Below are 20008 nucleotides of genomic sequence, written 5' to 3' on the forward strand. Positions count from 1 at the left end.
CGGCGGGCGATCAGTCGGCGTCGTCGAGAACGAAGCTGACGCTCATCGTGCGCCAGACCTCCTGCGGGATGCCGTCCCTGGTGGCGGGCGTGAAGCGCCACTTGGCCAAGGCCTGTTCGCGCGTAGCGGCGAAGAAGGCCTCGCTCGCTGCACTGACTCGTTCGACCTGCTTCACGCGGCCATCCGTGCCGATCAGCACGCGGACGGTGACGCGCCCTTCGCGTTCGGCGCGGCGCTCGCCCGGCGGGTAGGCGGGCTGGAACGCCTTGGCGAAGCGCGGATCGGGGCGCGCGCCGACCAGCACAGGGACGTGCGGCGGAATATAAGGCGGTTCGATCGTGCCGGTGCCGCCGGTCACGCCGCCATCGAGGCCCGGAGGGCCGGGTTCAAAAAAGTTGCCGGTATTGGTGGGGGCGACCGTCTCGGTCAGCGTCGGGCGTTGGCGGGGCGGCGGATCGATGACCCGTTGCTCGGTACGGACCTTGGTTTCGGTCTTGGGCTTGGGATCGGGCAGCGGCGGGGGATCCACTGGCAGCGGTATCGGCCGGGCGATGAAGGTCTTGTCGATCGACTTGACGATGTCGGGCGTCGAAAAGATCAGCGCGGCGATGATCGCCCCGTTCAGTCCGATCGCGATACTTAATGCGCCGGGCTTGATCCCGGACTTGCCGTAACGATCCGCGTACATTGGCCGTCTCCCGTATCTCCTCGAGTGCTGGGGCCGGTCTCGTGCCGGGCTTGATGCCGGGATGATACATCATAACGCAATGGCCGCAAGATACTTTGTTACATGACCCGTCATGCCCTAAGCCGTCACCCTGAACTTATTCAGGGTCCATTTCGCCTCTTGGACTTCGCCAACGAGGCGCGTTGGATCCCGGATCAAGTCCGGGATGACGGCTGTGGTTAGCGGGATGACGGTTGTGGTTAGCGGGATGACCGTTGTGGTTAGGGTCGGTTCGAGGAGCCCATTCCCCCGAGTCGCGCCACCGCGCGCTCGCGCCCGATCAGCGGCAGCAACGCCGCCATGTCGGGGCCGTGATCGCGCCCGGTCAGCGCACGGCGCAAGGGCAGGAACAGCGCCTTGCCGCTGCGCCCGCTCGACGCCTTGAGCGCGGCGGTCAGCGCGTGCCAGGGATCGGCCGCCCAGTCGATCTCGCTTGCCACGCGCGCCGCTTCGGCAAGGAAGTCATGGTCGGCAGGGTCCGCCACCGCGGGAACGTCGCCGTCGATCACCGCCCACCAGTCCGCCGCCTCGGCCACGGTCTTGAGGTTGGGTCGTACCGCGTCCCATTCCGCCCGGCCCATGCCGGCGGGGAGCCGCGCCGCCACCATGTCATAATCCAGCGCATGGACGATCTTGGCGTTGAGCCCGGCCAGTTCGGCATCGTCGAATCGCGCCGGCGCGCGGCCGAAGCGCGCGAAATCCATGCTCGCGATCAACAGCGCGGCATCGGCGATCGGCTCGATCGGATCGCTGGTGCCGAGCCGCGCGAGCAGCGCGCGCACCGCTTCCGGCTCGATCCCCGCGTCGCGAAACGCCGCCACGCCGAGCGAGCCGAGCCGCTTGGAGAGCTTGCCCTCGCTGCCGACCAGCAATGCCTCGTGCGCGAACGCCGGCGCCTTCACGCCCATCGCCGCGAACATCTGCAGTTGCAGCGCGGTGTTCGAGACATGGTCCTCGCCGCGCACGACATGCGTGATGCCCATCTCGGCATCGTCGATCACGCTGGGCAGCATATAGAGCCAGGAGCCATCGGCGCGGCGGATGACGGGGTCGCTCATCGTCGCGGCATCGAATTTCTGGTGCCCGCGGATCAGATCGTCCCATTCGATCGGCGTGTCGTGATCGAGCTTGAAGCGCCAATGCGGCGGGACGCCGTCCGCCTCGAGCGCGGCGCGATCCGCGTCGCCCAGCGCCAGCGCGGCGCGATCATAGATCGGCGGCAGCCCGCGCCCGGCGGCGATCTTGCGCTTGAGATCGAGCTCCTGCGCCGTCTCATAGGCGGGATAGATCCGCCCCGCGTCGCGCAGCGCGGCAAAGCGCGCCTCGTAGCGATCGAACCGCGCGGATTGCCGTTCCTCGCCATCCGGCGAGAGTCCGAGCCAGGCTAGATCGGCGCGGATCGCGTCGACGAACCGTTCCTCGCTGCGCTCGGCATCGGTATCGTCGATGCGCAGCCAGAACTGGCCGCCATTCTTGCGTGCCCATAGCCAGTTATGCAGCGCAGCACGGATATTGCCGACGTGCAGCAGGCCGGTGGGTGAGGGGGCGAAACGGGTGCGAATGGTCATGCTCACGCTCTAGGCAGCGTGTCCGAACCGGGCAATGCCCCCTTTACGCTCGCCGATTCGCGCCTAAAGGATCGCGGGCAGACCGCGGGGAGATCGCAAACATGAAACTGTTGACCGGCAATTCGAATCTGCCGCTCGCCCGCGATGTCGCGCGCTATCTCGAGCTCGACCTGACTAAGGCCAGTGTGCGGCGCTTCGCCGACGAGGAGATCTTCGTCGAAGTGCAGGAGAATGTGCGCGGCGAGGACGTGTTCGTACTGCAATCGACCGGCTATCCGGCGAACGACAATCTGATGGAATTGCTGATCATGATCGATGCGCTGAAACGCGCCTCGGCCAAGCGCATCACCGCCGTCATCCCCTATTTCGGCTATGCCCGGCAGGACCGCAAACCGGGCCCGCGCACGCCGATCTCGGCCAAGCTCGTCGCCAACATGATCACCGTCGCCGGCGCCGATCGCGTGCTCTCGGTCGATCTGCATGCCGGGCAGATCCAGGGCTTCTTCGATATCCCGACCGACAATCTCTACGGCGCGCCGGTGATGTCGGCGGATATCCTCACGCGCTTCGGCGATCGCAACCTGATGGTCGTCTCGCCCGACGTCGGCGGCGTGGTGCGCGCGCGCGCGCTGGCCAAGCGGCTCGACAATGCGCCGCTGGCGATCGTCGACAAGCGCCGCGAGCGCGCCGGCGAATCCGAAGTAATGAACATCATCGGCGAGGTCGAGGGGCGCTTCTGCATCCTGATCGACGATATCGTCGATTCGGCCGGGACCCTGTGCAACGCCGCGGCGGCGCTGAAGGAAGCCGGCGCGGTCGGCGTGGTCGCCTATTGCACGCACGGCGTGCTGTCGGGCGGCGCGGTGGCGCGGGTCGACGGTTCGGCGCTGGAGGAACTGGTGATCACCGATTCGATCGGCAGCCATGAGGTGATCAAGGACGCCAAGCGCATCCGCCACCTGACCATCGCGCCGCTGCTCGCCGAGGCGATCCGCCGCATCGCCGACGAAAGTTCGGTCTCCAGCCTGTTCGACTGATGCCGACCGAGCCGTTCCACCGCCTGTTCTTCGCGGTGCGGCCGGCCGCGGGCGTGCGCCGCGCGATTGCCGGGTGGCGCGACTCGCTCGGCCAGACCAAGGGCCTGGTGGCGGACGATCAGTTGCACCTGACGGCCTGGCTGTTCGACGACCGCCAGGATTTCCCCGCCGATGCGGCCGCGCGCGCGCAGGGGGCCATCGCCGATGTGCCGCTGGCGTCGTTTCGACTCGTCCTGGACCGGCTGGTCGGCGGTGCGGGCAGTGTCGTGCTGGTCCCGAGCGCAGTGCCGCCCGGGCTGCTGGCGCTGCAGGGCGCGCTCGATCGGGCGTTGCGGGCGGGCGGGCTGCAGCCGCGATGCACTTGGGACTTCCGGCCGCATGTCACGCTGCTGCATGGCCGGCACGCAGTCGAGCGGGACATTCCGCCGATCGACTGGCCGGTCGAGGAACTGCTGTTGCTCGACAGCATCGTCGGTGAACGGCGCCATGAGACGGTCGCGCGCTGGCCGCTCGGCTAAACCGCGGCGTCCCAGATCAGCTTGGCGCCCACCAGCATCATCAGCACGTAGATCGCGGTATAGAAACGCTCGGGCGCGATGCGGCGCACCAGCCAGACGCCGGCCAGCGTCGAGAGGATGGCGACCGGCATGAGCAGCCCGGCGGCGACGAGGTTGGCCGAATCGAACTGGCCGAGCGCCCAATAGGCCGGCACCTTGATCCAATTGACCACGGCGAAGAAGATGGCGGTCGTGCCGACCAGCACGTCGCGCGGCAGGCGGCGCGGCAGGACCCAGAGCTGGAACGGCGGCTGCCCGGCATGTGCGACCTGGCTGGTGAAACCCGAGGCCAAGCCACAAAGCGCGCCGACCCAGCCGGGCGCATTGGCGGCGGCGGTCACCGCATGGCCGCGCTCGCGCCATAGCCGATAGCCACCGAACAGCAGCGAGATCGCCCCGACCAGCCCCAGCACCGCATCGGTCGAAACCTGTGCGGCGAACCAATAGCCTAGCGCGATGCCGACCGCCGCTCCCGGCAACGTCCAGGCGAGCACGTATCGGTCCCAGCTTTTGCGGAACGCCCAGACGCCGACCACGTCCTGCACGATCAGGATCGGCAGCAGGATCGCGGCCGCGCGCACCGGCGAGATGGCCAGCGCGAGCATCGGCAGCGACAGCGCGCCCATGCCGGCAAAACCGCCCTTGGCGAGCCCGAGCAGGATTACCGCCGGCACCGCCAGCGCGAAGAACAACGTTCCTTCGTTCAATCGACGGGCAGGTCGGCGGACCGCACGGGCGCGCGGACGCCAGCGCGGTCACGGCGCTTGAGCTCCGCTTTCAGTTCGTCCGGCTTAGGCGCCCAGAGGAAGCCGAAGCTGACCGTGCCATGCTTGGTCTCGACCACATGGTGCAGCCGGTGCGCCTGGATGATGCGCTTCATATAGGCGGATTTGGGCAAATAGCGGTGATTGAGGCGCTTGTGCACGATGATGTCGTGGAAGCCGAAATAGATCGCGCCGTACGCCGCGATTCCCGCGCCGATCCAGGCGAAGCCCGGCCACCAGCCGAGCTGCACGCCGCCCAGCAACAGCACGATCGACGGCACCGCGAAGATCGCCGCATACAGATCGTTCAGTTCCCAATTGCCCTGGCGCGCGCGGTGGTGGCTCTCGTGCAGGAACCAGCCCGGCCCGTGCATCAGCCAGCGATGCGCGACATAAGCAAAGCCTTCCATCCCGACGATGGTGGCGGTGAACAGCAGGAGGCCGGTTGCCCAATTCATGAGCGCGATATAGCGGCGGTCGGCCCTGGTTGCGAGGTGAAGCTGTGAATTCGCGTTATTCCCCCTGGCGTCTGGCGATTCTGCTGCCGTGCGCGCTTGCCGCCTGCGCCTCGCCGCAGTCGCGCACGCGCGACGCGCTGCTGAAAGCCGGCCTGTCGCACGACGTCGCCGAATGCATGGCCGACGAGCTGGTCGACAATCTGTCGATCGCGCAGCTGCAGCGCCTGTCGGCGCTGGGCAAGGGCGAGGGGCGGGGGGTGAAGCATCTGCTGCGCCGCATCCGCGACCTCAACGATCCGCAGATCATCTCGGTCACCGCCAGTGCCGCCGCCTCGTGCGCGATGGGGCTTCCCCGATAGCCAAGGGTGGATTCAGCCGCCCGGCTGTGCTTTAGGCCGCTGCAAACCCATTCCATTCGAAAGGCGCGCGCCCATGAACATTCATGAATATCAGGCCAAGGAATTGCTGGCCAAATTCGGCGTGCCCGTCCCCGCAGGCTATGCGGCGCTGACCGTCGAGGAAGCCGTCGAGGCATCGAAGAAGCTGCCCGGGCCGCTTTACGTCGTGAAATCGCAGATTCATGCCGGCGGCCGCGGCAAGGGCAAGTTCGTCGAACTCGGGCCTGATGCCAAGGGCGGCGTGCGTCTCGCCTGGAGCGAGGAAGACGTCCGCGCCGCGGCGACCGACATGCTCGGCAACACGCTGGTGACGATCCAGACCGGCGATGCCGGCAAGCAGGTCAACCGCCTGTACGTCACCGACGGCGCCGACATCGAGAAGGAATTCTATCTCGCCCTGCTCGTCAACCGCGCAACCGGCCGTGTCTCGATGGTCGTCTCGACCGAAGGCGGCATGGACATCGAAGCCGTCGCGCACGACACGCCGGAAAAGATCGAGACGTTCGACATCGATCCGGCAACCGGCTTCATGCCGCATCACGGCCGCGCGGTCGCCAATGCGCTGGGGCTCGAGGGCGATCTCGCCAAGCAGGCCTCGAGCACGGCCTCGAAGCTGTATGATGCGTTCATCGGCACCGATGCCGAGCAGATCGAGATCAATCCGCTCGCCGTGACCAAGCAGGGCCAGCTGCTCGTGCTCGACGCCAAGGTGGCATTCGACGGCAACGCGATGTTCCGCCATAAGGACCTGATGGAATTGCGCGACGAGACCGAGGAAGATCCGGCCGAGCTCGAAGCCTCCAAGTACGACCTGGCCTATATCAAGCTCGACGGCGACATCGGCTGCATGGTCAACGGCGCGGGCTTGGCCATGGCGACGATGGACATCATCAAGCTGAACGGCATGTTCCCGGCCAACTTCCTCGACGTCGGCGGCGGCGCCACGACCGAGAAGGTCACGGCAGCGTTCAAGATCATTCTCAGCGATCCGGCGGTGAAGGGCATCCTCGTCAACATCTTCGGCGGCATCATGAAGTGCGACATCATTGCCGACGGCATCGTCGCCGCGGCGAAGGAAGTGAACCTTTCGGTCCCGTTGGTGGTTCGGTTGGAAGGCACGAACGTCGAGGAGGGCAAGCGCATTCTCTCGACCTCGGGCCTGGCGATCGTTCCCGCCAACGACCTGGGCGATGCGGCGCGCAAGATCGTCGCGGAGGTGCAAAAGGCAGCGTAACTTGCTATGGATGGGCGATGACGGAGAACGTTGAAAATCTGATCTTCGAGCACTTGAATCGCTTCCAGTCGACACTGGAGCGCGTCGAGCGCAAGCAAGATGAGATGGCGCGCCGTCTCGCCAATCTTGAAGGGTCGGTAGCATCGATCATGCAGCATCTCGCCAACCTATCGGCGGCGGATGCGGCACAGCAAATCGCGATCGACAATATCAGCATGCGCCTTGACCGGATCGAACGTCGTCTGGAATTAGCTGACTGAGAACCGATCCGCTCCTCCCCAGGAAGCGTGGCCAGATTTTGGAGAGATACGGATGAAGGTAATTGTCCCGGTCAAGCGCGTGCTTGATTACAACGTGAAGCCCCGCGTGAAAGCGGATGGGACGGGCGTCGATCTGGCGAACGTCAAGATGAGCATGAACCCGTTCGACGAGATCGCCGTCGAAGAGGCGATCCGCCTCAAGGACAAGGGCGTGACGGAAATCGTCGTCGTCTCGATCGGCGAGCAGAAGAGCCAGGAAACGCTGCGCACGGCGCTGGCGATGGGCGCGGATCGCGCGATCCTGATCGTCTCGGAAGAGAAGGTCGAGCCGCTGGGCGTGGCCAAGCTGCTGAAAGCGATCGTCGACGAGGAAAAGCCCGATCTGGTGATCCTCGGCAAGCAGGCGATCGACGACGACAACAACCAGACCGGGCAGATGCTCGCCGGGCTGCTTGGCGTCGGCCAGGCGACGTTCGCCTCGAAGGTCGAGCTGACCAGCGACAGCGTCACCGTGACGCGCGAAGTCGATGGCGGGGCGGAGACCGAGACGCTGACGCTGCCGGCGATCATCACCGTCGACCTGCGGCTCAACGAGCCGCGTTATGCCTCGCTGCCCAACATCATGAAGGCCAAATCCAAGCCGATGGCGCAGAAGACGGCGGCCGATTACGGCGTCGATATCGCGCCGCGCCTGACCACGCTGAAGGTGGTCGAGCCGGCCAAGCGCTCGGCCGGCGTCAAGGTCGCCGATGTCGATGAACTGGTCACCAAACTCAAGGCAATGGGAGTCGCGAAGTGAAGACGCTCGTCTGGGTCGAACATGACGGCGCCACCGTCAAGGATGCCACGCTCGCCGTGGTCACCGCCGCGTCGCAGCTCGGCGAAGTCCATCTGATCGTTGCCGGCCAAGGCGTCGACGCGGTCGCCGCCGAAGCCGCCAAGATCGCCGGCGTGGGCAAGGTCCACGTCGCCGACGATGCGGCCTATGCGCATGCGCTGGCCGAGAATGTCGCGCCGCTGGTCGTCCAGCTGATGGCCGATCACGACGCGGTGCTGTTCCCCGCCACCTCGGGCGGCAAGAACATCGCGCCGCGCGTCGCCGCGTTGCTCGACGTGATGCAGATCTCCGACATCCTGTCGGTCGAGTCGGAAGATACGTTCACACGGCCGATCTATGCCGGCAATGCGATCGCCACCGTCCAGACCAAGGATGCCAAGAAGGTCATCACCGTACGCGGCACCGCGTTCGAGAAGGCCGCGACCGAGGGCGGTTCGGGCACGATCGAAGCCGTGGCAACCACCGGTGATAGCGGCGTGTCGACCTATGTCGGCAGCGAGATCGCCACGTCGGAACGCCCGGAGCTGACCAGCGCCAAGATCATCGTCTCGGGTGGTCGCGCGCTGGGTTCGGGCGAGCAGTTCCATGCGCTGATCGATCCGCTGGCCGACAAGCTCGGCGCCGGTGTCGGCGCGAGCCGTGCGGCGGTCGACGCGGGCTATGCGCCGAACGACTATCAGGTCGGCCAGACCGGCAAGATCGTCGCGCCCGAAGTCTATGTCGCGATCGGCATTTCCGGCGCGATCCAGCATCTCGCCGGGATGAAGGACAGCAAGACGATCATCGCGATCAACAAGGATGAGGATGCGCCGATCTTCCAGGTCGCGGATCTCGGCCTGGTCGGCGATCTGTTCAAGATCGTGCCGGAGCTGACCGAGAAGCTCTGAGGCCACGCCTCGAATCTCGATCGACCTATCGGGGGCGGTACGACCACGTCGTGCCGCCCCTTCGTTTGTCGGCCGCCGGGCCGCGCGCTATGCTGACGTGGCATAGGAAAACGGGCGCGCTTCCGGGGGCGCTAGAGCGCGAAAGCTAATCGGTTTCGCCCGCTATGCTTCGCGCGGTACAGCGCCTCGTCGGCGCGGCGCACGATGTCGTCCCGCAGGCCGCTGGCGATGCGTGCGATGCCCCCGCTGAACGTGACGCCGATCGTCGCGCCGGCGCGCGTCGCGATGCTCAGATCCTCGACCTCGCGCCGCAGCCGTTCGCAGACGGATCGCGCCTCCGCCAAATCGGCGCCCCACAGGATTACCCCGAATTCCTCGCCACCGAGCCGGGCGATCAGATCGCCTTCCCGGATCGTGGCGGCAGCGACATCGGCAAAGGCGCGCAGCACGCGATCGCCGGCATCGTGGCCGTGCACGTCGTTGACGCGCTTGAAGAAATCGAGATCGAGGATCGCGCAGCAGCCCACGCCGCGCCCGGCACTGACATCATCGATGCGCTGATCAAGCATCTCGTCGAACGCGCGCCGGTTGCCGATGCCGGTCAGCGTATCGGTTTTCGCCGCAAGCGACAGTTCCGCTTCGACGATCTTGTGATGCGTGATGTCGCGGATCTGGCTCACCGATCCGATCACGCGCCCCTGATCGTCGGTCACGCCGCGCGTGTGCGTCTCGCACCAGATCGTCGCGCCGCCGGCGGTTATCGAGCGATATTCGAGGATGAAGGTGGCGCCGGGATCGGCCAGCGCGCGGCGCTGTATCGCTTCGAGATCGGCGCGGTCCTCGGCCAGCACCAGGCCGGCGGCGTCGCTGCCGATCAGCGTGGCCGGGTCGTAGCCCGACAGGTCGGTGATCGAGGGGGACACGTAGCGAATGCGTCCGCTGCGATCGAGATTGATGATCACATCGCTCGATCCGTCGGCGATCAGCCGGTACCGTGCCTCGCTCTCGCGCAGCGCGCGGAACAGGGTGGCGCTTTGCTGCAATACCGCCGCCACCGGCAGCGTCATGAAGGCGGTGACGACAAGATAGAATTGGAAGAACAGTGCCTTGCCGCCGCTGGAGGCGTGAATGAGCTGCACCGGCCCGCTGTCGGCCATGGTCAGTGCGCCGCCGACCAGTGCCAGCAGGACGATCGATACCGCGCTGCCGATCCGGCCGAAGCGGAACGCCGCGATCATCATCGGCCATAGCGGCAGGAACAGCAGCGGCAGTACGCTTTGCGCGAACACCACGGCGCTGGTCAGTACCATCGCCAGGCACAAGCCGCCTGCCTCGATCCGGCGGCGGGGGCGCAGCCGGCGGAACTCGCGGAGCAGATCGCCGGTCAGGATCAGCACCAGGATCGGCGCGAGCAGGATATTGCCCAGCGCATGGCCGAGATACCAGTGCAGCCAGTTGCTCCAGAATGCGGTCGTCGTGAACATCGATACGATCGCGGCGCCGCCGAATGCGCCTGCCGCCGGCGCGACCAGCCCGGCGGCTACGGCGAACACGACGAAGCCTTCCATCGACCCCAGATCGAGCCGCCCGCCGCGCAGGCGCTGCAACAGCCAGGCGGCGCCCGCCGCTTCGAGCATCATTGCCAGCGTGATGCCGGGCGCGGCGGCGATGCCGATACCGAACAGCGTGGTGGCGGCAGCGCTCGCGAGCGCGCTGAAAAACAAGGGGGCGGGCCAATCGGCGGGCCGCCGCAGCGACAGTTCGACGATCAGCAGGGCGTTCGCCACCCAGATGAACGCCACGCCGCCGTCGAAGCGCGTAAAGCGGATGGACGCGGCAGCGGCGAGGAAGAAGGCCAGTCCAACAAGAATGGCACGCACGGGGAACATTGGTCGGGTCACGCTAATCCCAGAATACACGGGCGGACCGGAATAGGGTGAAGATCTTAAAGTATCTGTACCGGACGGCGGAGCCGCCGGCACCAGCCCGCGCCAAGCGGGGGGCGCTCAGGGAAACAAGGTGCGCGGCGGCCGTCGCGTCGCGCAGGATCAAACGCCGGCAGGCCGGGCGCCGGACAGCCAGGCGTTGGCGGCGGCCAGCGCCTTGGGGTCGTCGACGTCGATCCAGTCGAGATCGCTGCAGTCCACCGTCAGCGCCGTGCGCTGGGCAATGAGCGCACGGACCGCCTCGGTGATTGATGGCGACGGCAGCGCCCGGAGTGCGGCGAAAAAGTGCGGCCCGACGGCGAACACCCCGGTATCGTAGCAATCGTGCGGCGCCATTTCCTTGCCGATCGCGGTGATCCGGTCGCCGTCGGTGGCAACGCAGGTGACGTCGAGCGGATCGACCCAGTCATGCCCGAGCCGGCGGTCGATGCCGAGGCGCAGGCCCTGACCCGCGCCGGCCGCCGCCATCCGGGCGTAAAGCGCCGGCTCGACCAGATGGTCGCACATCACCAGCAACGTCTCCGCGCCGTCCAGCAGCGGCGCGGCGGCCAGCGCCGATACGCCGTTGGGCTGGCGCCAGTCGATCGTGCGGGCGGTCTCTACCGTTACCGGCCAGTCTCGGCCGGCAAGATGTGCCTCGATCGCTTCCGCCCGGTAGCCGGTGGTGACGATAGCGCGGCGGATCCCGGCCGCCGCCAGCCGCTCGATCGCGTGATCGAGCAGCGGCGTGCCGGCAACTTCACATAACGGCTTCGACTCGGCCGCGTCGCGCAGGCGGGTACCCGCGCCGGCGGCGAGCACCACGCATGTCTCGATCGCCACCTGGCTGTCAGGCGGCGGCGGCGATGAAGTCTTCGACCGCCTGCTGCGCCAGATCGTCGGTCATCTGGATCGGGGGGTGCTTGCAGAAATAGGCCGAGGCAGGGTGGATCGGGCCGGCAAGACCACGATCGCTGGCCAGCTTGGCGCAGCGGATCATGTCGATCGCGACGCCGGCCGAGTTCGGGCTGTCCTCGACCGACAGGCGCATTTCGAGGTTCATCGGCACGCCGCCGAACATCGTGCCTTCCATGCGCAGGAAGCAGACCTTGTTGTCGTTCTGCCACGGCACGTAATCGGACGGGCCGATATGCACATTGTCGTCGCTCAGCCGCTCGGCCGCGACCGACTGCACCGCTTCGGTCTTGGAGATCTTCTTCGATTCCAGGCGGCGATGGTTGGACATGTTGAGGAAGTCGGTATTGCCGCCGGTGTTGAGCTGGTAGGTACGCTCCAGCTTGACGCCGCGCTTGGCGAACAGATCGGTCAGCACGCGGTGAACGATCGTCGCGCCGAGCTGCGCCTTGATGTCGTCGCCGACGATCGGCACGCCGGCATCGGTGAACTTCTTGGCCCAGACTTCGTCGCTGGCGATGAACACGGGGATGTTGTTGACGAAGGCGACGCCGGCCTCGATCGCGCATTCGGCGTAGAATTCGGTCGCCTTCTGGCTGCCGACCGGCAGATAGTTCATCAGCACGTGCGCACCGCTGGCGCGCAATGCCGCGACGACATCGGCCTTGCTCGGCTGGGCTTCGGTCGAGACGATGAAGGTGCGGTCGTCCTTATAGTCAGCCATATGATCGGCGACGCCGTCCAGGACCTGCCCCATCTGCACCTTGACGCCGCTTGCCGGCACGTCGCCACAGAAGATCGCAGTGCAATTGGGCTTGGCGAAAATGGCTTCCGCGACATCCACGCCGACCTTGCGCGCATCGACGTCCCACGCCGCGACAACCTTGATGTCGCTCGGCTTGTAGCCGCCAAGATCCCAATGCATCAGTCCGACGTGATCGTTCTGCCCCTGATGATAAAAGGCCAGGCCCTGCACCAGCGAGCTGGCGCAATTGCCGATGCCGATCACGGCGACGTTGATGGTGGTCATGGCTGGAGGGAGTCCTTCGAGTCTATCAATGGGGGGCTCGGCGGCATGCGCGGCCGGTATTAGGTATTTACGGGTGAGGCGCTCGGCGGACGCACCAGCGCCGCTTCAACGCGCCGATGCCAGAACAGGGTGCATGCAAGCAAGAGCGTGAGTGGCACGATTTCGAACCACCAGAACAATTCCGGTTTCCCGGCAAGGCAGGCGAGAAAGATCGCGGCGACGCGCATGTTGGCGCTTTCGAACGCCATCAGCTTCATCGGCGCCACCGCGCGCATGGCATACTCCTGGCCGAAACGCTGCGGGTCGCCGTTCTGCGCCAGCGCCTGATCGAACGGCGCGGCCAGGCGATCGATGCCGCGCGACAGATCGTCATAGCGCTTCTCGAGCATCCCGCCGGTGCGCGCCGGGCGTGCCGCGCCACTGTCGCCGCGCAGCCGACGGTGGAAGCGGGCGCGTTCGCCCTCGAACAGGCTGGACTGGACGACATGCGCGATGCCGGCGACGATCGCCAATGCCCAAGCCTCGAGCGTACCGATCGACAGCGCGAGCGCGACATAGATGAGCGAGAACACGCCGTGATCGCACAGCCCGTCGAGCAGCCGGCCGAACGCCGACGCGGTCTTGGTCGCGCGGGCGACCATGCCGTCAAGCCCGTCGGCGATCAGCCAGCCGATCGACAGCAGCAGCCCCGCCACCACCGCGCGCGGATCGGTCCAGCGCGAAAAGCATAAAGCGGCGGCAATGCCGAGCCCCAGTCCGGCGAACGAGACCATGTTGGCGGTGATGCCGAAGCGCAGTGCCAGCGGCAGCAGGGCGCGCGACGCAGGGTGGATCACCCAGAGATTGGTGGTATCCTCTATCCGCCTGTCACGCGAACCGTCGGGCGGTGGAATAGTCATCGGGATGTCACCATGCCGTTTCGGCGCGATTTCCGCAAGGCATGAGTCCGAGCAACACGACGAAACGTCTCGCCGTGTGATCGGTTCCCCAGTCCTCCCGTCCGGTGTGCTACAGCGAGCGGCCGATCAGCTCCTTCATGATCTCGTTCGTCCCCCCGAAAATGCGTGTCACGCGCGCCGCGCGCCAGGCGCGGGCGATGGGATATTCGTTCATATAGCCGGCGCCGCCATGCAGCTGCAGGCAGGCGTCCATCACTTCCCATTGCAGATCGGTATGCCACAATTTGGCGGCAGCGCCTTCCTCGTTGGTCAGTTCGCCCTTCAGGTGGCGGGTGATCGCCCAATCAAGATGCGCCCAGCCGACCTGCAGCTTGGCCTTGAGATCGGCGAGCACGAAGCGGGTGTTCTGGAAGTCGAACACCATCCCGGCGAACGCCTTGCGCGTCTTGGTGAACTCGACCGTCTCGTCGAACGCCTTCTGCGCCGAGGCCTGGACCGATACGGCGATCGAGAGGCGTTCCTGCGGCAGCTGGCTCATCAGATAGATGAACCCCTTGCCCTCTTCACCCAGGCAGTTGGTGATCGGCACGCGGACGTCTTCGAAGAACAATTCGCTCGTGTCGGCGGCTTCCTGTCCGATCTTGTCGAGCTTGCGGCCCTTGCTGAAGCCCTCGCGGTCGCTTTCGACCAAGATGATCGACATGCCCTTCCAGGCCGGCTTGGCATCGGGATCGGTCTTGGCGACGACCAATGTCAGGTCGGTATTCTGCCCGTTGGTAATATAGGTCTTGGAGCCGTTGATGACGTAATGGTTGCCGTCTTTGCGGGCAGTGGTGCGGATCGCCTGCAGGTCGGATCCGGTGCCCGGCTCGGTCATCGCGATCGCAGTGATCACCTCGCCCGAGACCATCTTGGGCAGCCATTCGGCCTTCTGCTCCTCGGAGCCGTAATGCTCGATATAGCCGGCCACGATATCCGATTGCAGCGAAAAGCCGGCCGGCACGCCGGTATACGACATTTCCTCGTCGACGATCGCGTTATAGCCGAAATCCAGGCCGAGCCCGCCATAGGCCTCGGGCACGGTCGGGCAGAGCATGCCGATCGCGCCGGCCTTGATCCAGAAATCCTTGGGAACGAGCCGGTCCTCCTCCCATTTGCCGACGTGCGGCACGCCTTCCTTCATCAGGAACTGGCGCACGGTCTGGCGGAAGGCCTCGTGATCCTCGGTATACGCAAAACGGCCTGCGACGGTATCAAGCGACATCGGGCTCTCCTGTAACTTTTGTTTTGGCAGATGTGCGTGGAGTTTACGTCCGCGTCAATCCACTCCCGCGATCCGGCTTTCGCGCAGATGCCGGGACGGCTAAGGGTGATCGAAAGATAGCAGGAGAGCATGATGAAATTGGCCAGCCTCAAACAGGGCCGCGACGGCAAGCTCGTCGTCGTCTCCAACGATCTCGCCTGGTATGCCGATGCCGGCCATATCGTCGCCACGCTGCAGGCCGCGCTCGACGATTGGGACCGGCTGCTGCCCGATCTGCAGAATCTCGCCACCGATCTCGAGCACGAGATGATCCCGATGCGCCGCTTCCACGAGCATGACGCTGCCGCGCCGCTGCCGCGGGCCTATCAATGGGCCGACGGCTCGGCCTATGTGAACCATGTCGCGCTGGTGCGGCAGGCGCGTGGCGCCGAGATGCCCGAGACGTTCTGGCATGATCCGTTGATGTACCAGGGCGGCAGCGACGGTTTCCTGGGGCCGCGCGATGCGATCCCACTGGCCGACGACAGCTGGGGCTGCGATCTCGAGGCGGAAGTGGTGGTGGTCACCGGCGACGTGCCGATGGGCGCCAGTCGCGAGGAAGCTTTGGCCGCGGTGCGCCTGGTCGGGCTGACCAACGACGTCTCGTTGCGCAACCTGATCCCCGGGGAGCTCGCCAAGGGCTTCGGCTTCTTCCAGTCCAAGCCGGCCAGTGCCTTCTCGCCGGTGTTCGTGACGCCCGAATCGCTGGGCGACTGGTGGCGCGACGGCAAGCTGCACCGCCGCCTGATGGTCGACTTGAACGGCCAGCCGTTCGGCCGCGCCGAGGCGGGCGTGGACATGACGTTCGATTTCGGCACGCTGATCGCGCACGCCGCCAAGACGCGGAAGCTGGGCGCCGGCACGATCATCGGCTCGGGCACGGTATCGAACCGCGATAGCGATGGCGGGCCGGGCAAATCGATCGCCGCGGGCGGGGTGGGCTATTCGTGCCTCGCCGAAGTGCGGACGGTGGAGACGATCACCGGCGGGGCGGCGGTGACGCCGTTTCTCAAGGCCGGCGATACGGTGCGGATTTGGGCCGAGGACGATAAGCGGCACCCGATCTTCGGCGTGATCGAGCAAGTCGTGGCGGCCGAATAACGGTTTCGCCTCCCCCGTCGCCGGCTCCCGCGGCGACGGGAGAGGCGACGGCATCTTCCCCCCAACACAGCCTCTCGCCATCGCCGTTGAAATTTTATAACAAGGCGCCAACACCCGAATCCGCGCGTTCAATCTGCGGACAGTATGGAGATTTCATGGCCAGCGACCCAGCAAATGGCACGAGGCGTGCGAATCTGCAGCCTTTGTCGCTGTATGTGCCCGAGCCCAAGTTCCGCCCCGGCGACGCGGTCGACTTTACCGAAATCGACCTGCCGGGTGCCGGCGAGACGCGGCGGCCGGACACCGCCGATCCCGCCGATACGTTCACCGATCTCGCCTATCAGCTGGTGCGCGTGCTCGACGACGAGAACCAGGCGGTCGGCCCGTGGAACCCGCGTCTCGCGCCCGATACGCTGCGCGCCATGCTGCGCAGCATGGCATTGGTCCGCGCGTTCGACGAGCGCATGTTCCGCGCGCAACGCCAGGGCAAGACCAGCTTCTACATGAAGTGCACCGGCGAAGAGGCGGTCGCCGTATCGGCCGCCTATGCGCTCGATTACGAGGACATGTGCTTCCCCTCCTATCGCCAGCAGGGCCTGTTGATCGCGCGCGGCTGGTCGATGGTCGACATGATGAACCAGATCTATTCGAACACCGCGGATCGGCTGCAGGGAAAGCAATTGCCGATCATGTATTCGGTCAAGGAAGCCGGCTTCTTCTCGATCTCGGGCAATCTCGCGACGCAATATCCCCAGGCGGTCGGCTGGGCGATGGCGAGCGCGGCGAAGGGCGACACGCGGATCGCCGCGACCTGGTGCGGCGAGGGATCGACCGCGGAGGGCGATTTCCATTCCGCCTGCACTTTCGCCAGCGTGTACCGCGCGCCGGTGATCTTCAACGTCGTCAACAATCAATGGGCGATCTCGAGCTTTTCCGGCTTTGCCGGGGCCGAATCGACCACCTTCGCGGCGCGCGCGGTGGGCTATGGCATTGCCGGGCTGCGGATCGACGGCAATGATGCATTGGCCGTCTATGCCGCCACTGCCTGGGCCGCCGAACGCGCCCGGACCAACCAGGGCCCGACGCTGATCGAGCATTTCACCTATCGTGCCGAAGGCCATTCGACCTCGGACGATCCCGGCCAGTATCGCAGCGAAGGCGAGCCCAATGCCTGGCCGCTCGGCGATCCGATCAAGCGGCTGAAGGATCATCTGATCGCGATCGGCGAATGGGACGAGGAGCGGCATGCTGCGCAGGACAAGGAACTCGCGGAAGAGGTGAAGCGCGCGCAGAAGGAAGCCGAGCAGAACGGCATCCTCGGCCACGGGCTGCACCAGCCGCTGGATACGCTGTTCGACGGCGTGTTCGAGGAAATGCCCTGGCACTTACGCGAGCAGCAGGCGCAGATGGTGGCGGAAGAAACCGCCAGCGGCCGGCCGTGGGCGCGTAAGTGATGCGCGCCCGCGCCATCACCCCGGCCTCGAGCCGAGGTTCCGCTTCTTCTCCGCCGCCAACACAAGCGGGACCCCGGCTCAACGCCGGGGTGACGAGGTAAGACGATGACTGATACGACAATCGACGTGCAAGCCGCCGGCCCGCAAGCCGAACCCAGCACCCGCATGAACATGATCCAAGCGATCAACTCGGCCATGGACGTGATGATGGAGCGCGATCCCGACGTGATCGTGATGGGCGAGGATGTCGGCTATTTCGGCGGCGTGTTCCGCGCCACCGCCGGGCTGCAGGCCAAGCACGGCAAGCGCCGCGTGTTCGACACGCCGATCACCGAATGCGGCATCATCGGCGTCGCGGTCGGCATGGGGGCGTACGGTCTGCGCCCCGTGCCGGAAATCCAGTTCGCCGATTATATCTATCCCGCGCTCGATCAGCTCGTCTCCGAAGCCGCACGGCTGCGCTATCGCTCGGCCGGTGAGTTCATCTCGCCGATCACGGTGCGCTCGCCGTTTGGCGGGGGCATTTTCGGCGGCCAGACGCACAGCCAGAGCCCAGAGGGCATCTTCACGCACGTATCGGGCATCAAGACGGTGATCCCGTCGACTCCGTACGACGCCAAGGGCCTGCTGATCGCGGCGATCGAGGATAACGATCCGACGATCTTCTTCGAGCCCAAGCGGATCTATAACGGCCCGTTCGACGGCCATTGGGATCGCCCGGCGCAGAACTGGTCGAAGCATCCGGCCGGAGACGTCCCGACCGGCTATTACAAGATCGCGCTGGGCAAGGCGAAGATCGTGCGGCCGGGCGAGGCGCTGACCGTGCTGGCTTATGGGACAATGGTGCATGTCGCCGCGGCGGTGATCGCCGAGGCGGGCGTCGATGCCGAGATCATCGATCTGCGCACGCTGGTGCCGCTCGATATCGAGACGATCGAGGCGTCGGTGAAGAAGACCGGGCGCTGCATGATCGTGCACGAGGCGACGCGCACCAGCGGGTTCGGCGCCGAACTGTCGGCAATCGTGCAGGAGCGCTGCTTCTATCATCTCGAAGCCCCGATCGAGCGCGTCACCGGCTTCGACACGCCCTACCCGCACAGCCTGGAATGGGCCTATTTCCCGGGCCCCGTGCGCATCGGCGAGGCGCTCAAGAAAGTGATGAGGACGTAATGGCACGCTTTACCTTCAAGCTTCCCGATATCGGCGAAGGCATTTCCGAGGCGGAGATCGTCGCCTGGCACGTCGCCGTGGGCGATCGGATCGAGGAAGATCAGCAGATCGCCGACATGATGACCGACAAGGCGACCGTCGAGATGGAATCGCCGGTGTCGGGCATCGTGGTCGAACTGGCGGGCGAGGTCGGCGACCAGGTGTCGATCGGCGCGGCGCTGGTGGTGATCGAGACGGAGGCCGCGGCATTTTCGGCCGAGGAAGCGCCGGCGTTGCGGATCGATCCGCCGTCGGAGGTGAAGGTCGCGCCGGCGAGCGCGGAGCAGGCCGAAGTGGCCGAGCAGTACGAGGCGGAGAATCCGGGCGTGGAGGAAGCGACGCCTTCTCCCTCTCCCCTCCGGGGAGAGGGTCGGGGAGAGGGGCTGCCACAAGCGCCGGCGCCCGACACGGGCCCCCCCCCCCACCCCCCACCCCCCGGGGGGTGGGGGGTGGGGGGGGGGGCCCGTGTCGGGCGCCGGCGCTTGTGGCGGGGGGGGGCGCCCCCCCCCGCCACAAGCGCCGGCGCCCGACACTGCCCCTCTCCCCAACCCTCTCCCCGGAGGGGAGAGGGAGCAAGAGCAGAAGGCCCTCGCCTCGCCTGCCGTCCGCGCGCGCGCGGCCGATCTCGGCATCGACCTCGCGGATGTGAAGACCGACTCCGATCGCGTCCGCCACGCCGATCTCGATGCCTATCTGCGCTACGGCCAGGGGCAGGGCTATCAGGCGCCGCACGCCCATAACGCCCGTGCCGACCAGCCGATCAAGGTGATCGGCATGCGCCGCCGCATCGCCGAGAACATGGCGGCATCGAAGCGCGCGATCCCGCATTTCACCTATGTCGACGAGATCGACGTCACCGCGCTGGAAGACATGCGCGCCGATCTCAACGCGAATCGCGGGCAGCGCCCCAAGCTCACCATGCTGCCGTTGATGATCGTCGCGATCTGCAAGGCGATCCCCGCCTTCCCGATGATCAACGCGCGCTATGACGACGAAGCGGGCGTGGTCACGCGGCATGGCGCGGTGCATCTCGGCATGGCGACGCAGACCGATGCCGGGCTGATGGTGCCGGTGATCCGCGACGCGCAGGATCGCAACGTCTGGCAGCTCGCCAGCGAGATCGGTCGCCTGGCCGACGCGGCGCGCAGCGGCAAGGCGAGCAGCGCGGAGCTGAGCGGCTCGACGCTGACCATCACCTCGCTCGGGCCGCTCGGCGGCATCGCCACCACGCCGGTGATCAACCGTCCGGAAGTGGCGATCATCGGGCCCAACAAGATCGTCGAACGTCCGGTCTTCGACGGTGACGAGATCCGCCGTGCCAAGCTGATGAACCTGTCGATCAGCTGCGATCACCGCGTGGTCGACGGTTTCGATGCGGCGAGCTTCGTGCAGGAACTGAAAAAGTATCTCGAAACGCCGGTCCTGCTGTTCGCCGACTGACCGG

At 66.2% G+C, this 20008-nt stretch carries 19 protein-coding genes and 1 pseudogene; 11 read left to right on the forward strand and 9 right to left on the reverse strand.

Annotation, left to right across the window (positions count from 1 at the left end):
- Positions 1-10: 10 nt before the first annotated feature.
- A complete protein-coding gene (locus NV401_RS08545; RefSeq protein ID WP_261293969.1) occupies positions 11-688 on the reverse strand; it encodes an energy transducer TonB in 678 nt (225 codons plus the stop codon).
- A 260-nt stretch (positions 689-948) separates the two neighbouring features.
- Complete coding sequence (locus NV401_RS08550) at positions 949-2295, reverse strand: glutamate--tRNA ligase (protein WP_261293970.1); 1347 nt, start codon at positions 2293-2295, stop codon at positions 949-951.
- Between the two features lie 101 nt (positions 2296-2396).
- Here NV401_RS08550 and NV401_RS08555 point away from each other — a divergent pair, with 101 nt between their 5' ends.
- Both NV401_RS08555 and NV401_RS08560 read left to right on the forward strand, forming a co-directional pair.
- Positions 2397-3332 carry a ribose-phosphate pyrophosphokinase gene (locus NV401_RS08555; protein WP_261293971.1) on the forward strand — a complete coding sequence of 312 codons (936 nt, stop codon included), beginning with the start codon at positions 2397-2399 and terminating at the stop codon, positions 3330-3332.
- Positions 3332-3850 (forward strand): 2'-5' RNA ligase family protein, encoded by a 519-nt coding sequence (locus tag NV401_RS08560; protein WP_261293972.1) that lies wholly within the window; start codon positions 3332-3334, stop codon positions 3848-3850. The genes NV401_RS08555 and NV401_RS08560 overlap by 1 nt, the downstream gene beginning before the upstream one ends.
- Here the strand turns inward: NV401_RS08560 and NV401_RS08565 are convergent.
- Together NV401_RS08565 and NV401_RS08570 are read right to left on the reverse strand one after the other, a co-directional pair.
- Positions 3847-4596 (reverse strand): sulfite exporter TauE/SafE family protein, encoded by a 750-nt coding sequence (locus tag NV401_RS08565; RefSeq protein ID WP_261293973.1) that lies wholly within the window; start codon positions 4594-4596, stop codon positions 3847-3849. The two genes, NV401_RS08560 and NV401_RS08565, sit on opposite strands and share 4 nt — an antisense overlap.
- On the reverse strand, positions 4593-5111 hold the full coding sequence (locus NV401_RS08570) for a sterol desaturase family protein (RefSeq protein ID WP_261293974.1): 519 nt from the start codon (positions 5109-5111) through the stop codon (positions 4593-4595). The genes NV401_RS08565 and NV401_RS08570 overlap by 4 nt, the downstream gene beginning before the upstream one ends.
- Positions 5112-5155: 44 nt before the next feature.
- Between NV401_RS08570 and NV401_RS08575 the strand changes: the two genes are divergently transcribed.
- From NV401_RS08575 to NV401_RS08595, 5 genes are all read left to right on the forward strand, one after another.
- Positions 5156-5470 (forward strand): hypothetical protein, encoded by a 315-nt coding sequence (locus tag NV401_RS08575; RefSeq protein ID WP_261293975.1) that lies wholly within the window; start codon positions 5156-5158, stop codon positions 5468-5470.
- A 73-nt stretch (positions 5471-5543) separates the two neighbouring features.
- Positions 5544-6743: an ADP-forming succinate--CoA ligase subunit beta gene (gene sucC, locus NV401_RS08580; RefSeq protein WP_261293976.1), complete on the forward strand. Its 1200-nt coding sequence runs from the start codon at positions 5544-5546 to the stop codon at positions 6741-6743.
- Positions 6744-6760: 17 nt separating this feature from the next.
- Positions 6761-7003: a hypothetical protein gene (locus tag NV401_RS08585; protein ID WP_261293977.1), complete on the forward strand. Its 243-nt coding sequence runs from the start codon at positions 6761-6763 to the stop codon at positions 7001-7003.
- 52 nt (positions 7004-7055) lie between these two features.
- Complete coding sequence (locus tag NV401_RS08590) at positions 7056-7802, forward strand: electron transfer flavoprotein subunit beta/FixA family protein (protein ID WP_261293978.1); 747 nt, start codon at positions 7056-7058, stop codon at positions 7800-7802.
- Entirely contained in the window at positions 7799-8728 is a 930-nt protein-coding gene (locus NV401_RS08595) for an electron transfer flavoprotein subunit alpha/FixB family protein (RefSeq protein WP_261293979.1), read from the forward strand. The genes NV401_RS08590 and NV401_RS08595 overlap by 4 nt, the downstream gene beginning before the upstream one ends.
- 131 nt (positions 8729-8859) lie before the next feature.
- Here the strand turns inward: NV401_RS08595 and NV401_RS08600 are convergent, their stop codons facing one another.
- From NV401_RS08600 to NV401_RS08620, 5 genes are all read right to left on the reverse strand, one after another.
- The gene (locus tag NV401_RS08600) at positions 8860-10608 is read right to left on the reverse strand and encodes a sensor domain-containing diguanylate cyclase (RefSeq protein ID WP_261293980.1); all 1749 of its coding nucleotides are present in this window, start codon (positions 10606-10608) and stop codon (positions 8860-8862) included.
- Between the two features lie 168 nt (positions 10609-10776).
- Positions 10777-11496 carry a phosphocholine cytidylyltransferase family protein gene (locus tag NV401_RS08605; RefSeq protein ID WP_261293981.1) on the reverse strand — a complete coding sequence of 240 codons (720 nt, stop codon included), beginning with the start codon at positions 11494-11496 and terminating at the stop codon, positions 10777-10779.
- Positions 11497-11503: 7 nt separating this feature from the next.
- Positions 11504-12598, reverse strand: a complete 1095-nt coding sequence (locus NV401_RS08610; protein WP_261293982.1) for an inositol-3-phosphate synthase — start codon at positions 12596-12598, stop codon at positions 11504-11506.
- A 59-nt stretch (positions 12599-12657) separates the two neighbouring features.
- Complete coding sequence (locus NV401_RS08615) at positions 12658-13497, reverse strand: CDP-alcohol phosphatidyltransferase family protein (protein WP_261293983.1); 840 nt, start codon at positions 13495-13497, stop codon at positions 12658-12660.
- 109 nt (positions 13498-13606) lie between these two features.
- Positions 13607-14761 (reverse strand): acyl-CoA dehydrogenase family protein, encoded by a 1155-nt coding sequence (locus NV401_RS08620; RefSeq protein ID WP_261293984.1) that lies wholly within the window; start codon positions 14759-14761, stop codon positions 13607-13609.
- Positions 14762-14893: 132 nt separating this feature from the next.
- On the opposite strand from NV401_RS08620, the gene NV401_RS08625 reads away from it, so the two are divergent.
- From NV401_RS08625 to NV401_RS08640, 4 genes and pseudogenes are all read left to right on the forward strand, one after another.
- Positions 14894-15901, forward strand: coding sequence for a fumarylacetoacetate hydrolase family protein (locus NV401_RS08625; protein WP_261293985.1), 1008 nt, complete (start codon positions 14894-14896; stop codon positions 15899-15901).
- A gap of 155 nt (positions 15902-16056) precedes the next feature.
- A complete protein-coding gene (locus NV401_RS08630) occupies positions 16057-17355 on the forward strand; it encodes a 3-methyl-2-oxobutanoate dehydrogenase (2-methylpropanoyl-transferring) subunit alpha (protein ID WP_261293986.1) in 1299 nt (432 codons plus the stop codon).
- Positions 17356-17520: 165 nt separating this feature from the next.
- The gene (locus tag NV401_RS08635; protein WP_315369199.1) at positions 17521-18525 is read left to right on the forward strand and encodes an alpha-ketoacid dehydrogenase subunit beta; all 1005 of its coding nucleotides are present in this window, start codon (positions 17521-17523) and stop codon (positions 18523-18525) included.
- Positions 18525-20004, forward strand: a pseudogene (locus tag NV401_RS08640) (dihydrolipoamide acetyltransferase family protein). Before NV401_RS08635 ends, NV401_RS08640 begins: the two are co-directional and overlap by 1 nt.
- Positions 20005-20008: the final 4 nt, after the last annotated feature.

It is taken from the genome of Sphingomonas hylomeconis (assembly GCF_025370105.1).
In the GTDB taxonomy this organism is placed as follows: Bacteria; Pseudomonadota; Alphaproteobacteria; order Sphingomonadales; family Sphingomonadaceae; genus Sphingomonas; species Sphingomonas hylomeconis.

Bases quoted from the DNA above. Each gene is read 5' to 3' on its own strand.
- NV401_RS08625 (WP_261293985.1), top strand. From the start codon at position 14,894: ATGAAATTGGCCAGCCTCAAACAGGGCCGCGACGGCAAGCTCGTCGTC.
- NV401_RS08590 (WP_261293978.1), top strand. From the start codon at position 7,056: ATGAAGGTAATTGTCCCGGTCAAGCGCGTGCTTGATTACAACGTGAAG.
- NV401_RS08635 (WP_315369199.1), top strand. From the start codon at position 17,521: ATGAACATGATCCAAGCGATCAACTCGGCCATGGACGTGATGATGGAG.
- NV401_RS08615 (WP_261293983.1), bottom strand. From the start codon at position 13,497: ATGACTATTCCACCGCCCGACGGTTCGCGTGACAGGCGGATAGAGGAT.
- NV401_RS08545 (WP_261293969.1), bottom strand. From the start codon at position 688: ATGTACGCGGATCGTTACGGCAAGTCCGGGATCAAGCCCGGCGCATTA.
- NV401_RS08585 (WP_261293977.1), top strand. From the start codon at position 6,761: ATGACGGAGAACGTTGAAAATCTGATCTTCGAGCACTTGAATCGCTTC.
- NV401_RS08570 (WP_261293974.1), bottom strand. From the start codon at position 5,111: ATGAATTGGGCAACCGGCCTCCTGCTGTTCACCGCCACCATCGTCGGG.
- NV401_RS08560 (WP_261293972.1), top strand. From the start codon at position 3,332: ATGCCGACCGAGCCGTTCCACCGCCTGTTCTTCGCGGTGCGGCCGGCC.
- NV401_RS08550 (WP_261293970.1), bottom strand. From the start codon at position 2,295: ATGACCATTCGCACCCGTTTCGCCCCCTCACCCACCGGCCTGCTGCAC.
- NV401_RS08620 (WP_261293984.1), bottom strand. From the start codon at position 14,761: ATGTCGCTTGATACCGTCGCAGGCCGTTTTGCGTATACCGAGGATCAC.
- NV401_RS08630 (WP_261293986.1), top strand. From the start codon at position 16,057: ATGGCCAGCGACCCAGCAAATGGCACGAGGCGTGCGAATCTGCAGCCT.
- NV401_RS08555 (WP_261293971.1), top strand. From the start codon at position 2,397: ATGAAACTGTTGACCGGCAATTCGAATCTGCCGCTCGCCCGCGATGTC.
- sucC (WP_261293976.1), top strand. From the start codon at position 5,544: ATGAACATTCATGAATATCAGGCCAAGGAATTGCTGGCCAAATTCGGC.
- NV401_RS08610 (WP_261293982.1), bottom strand. From the start codon at position 12,598: ATGACCACCATCAACGTCGCCGTGATCGGCATCGGCAATTGCGCCAGC.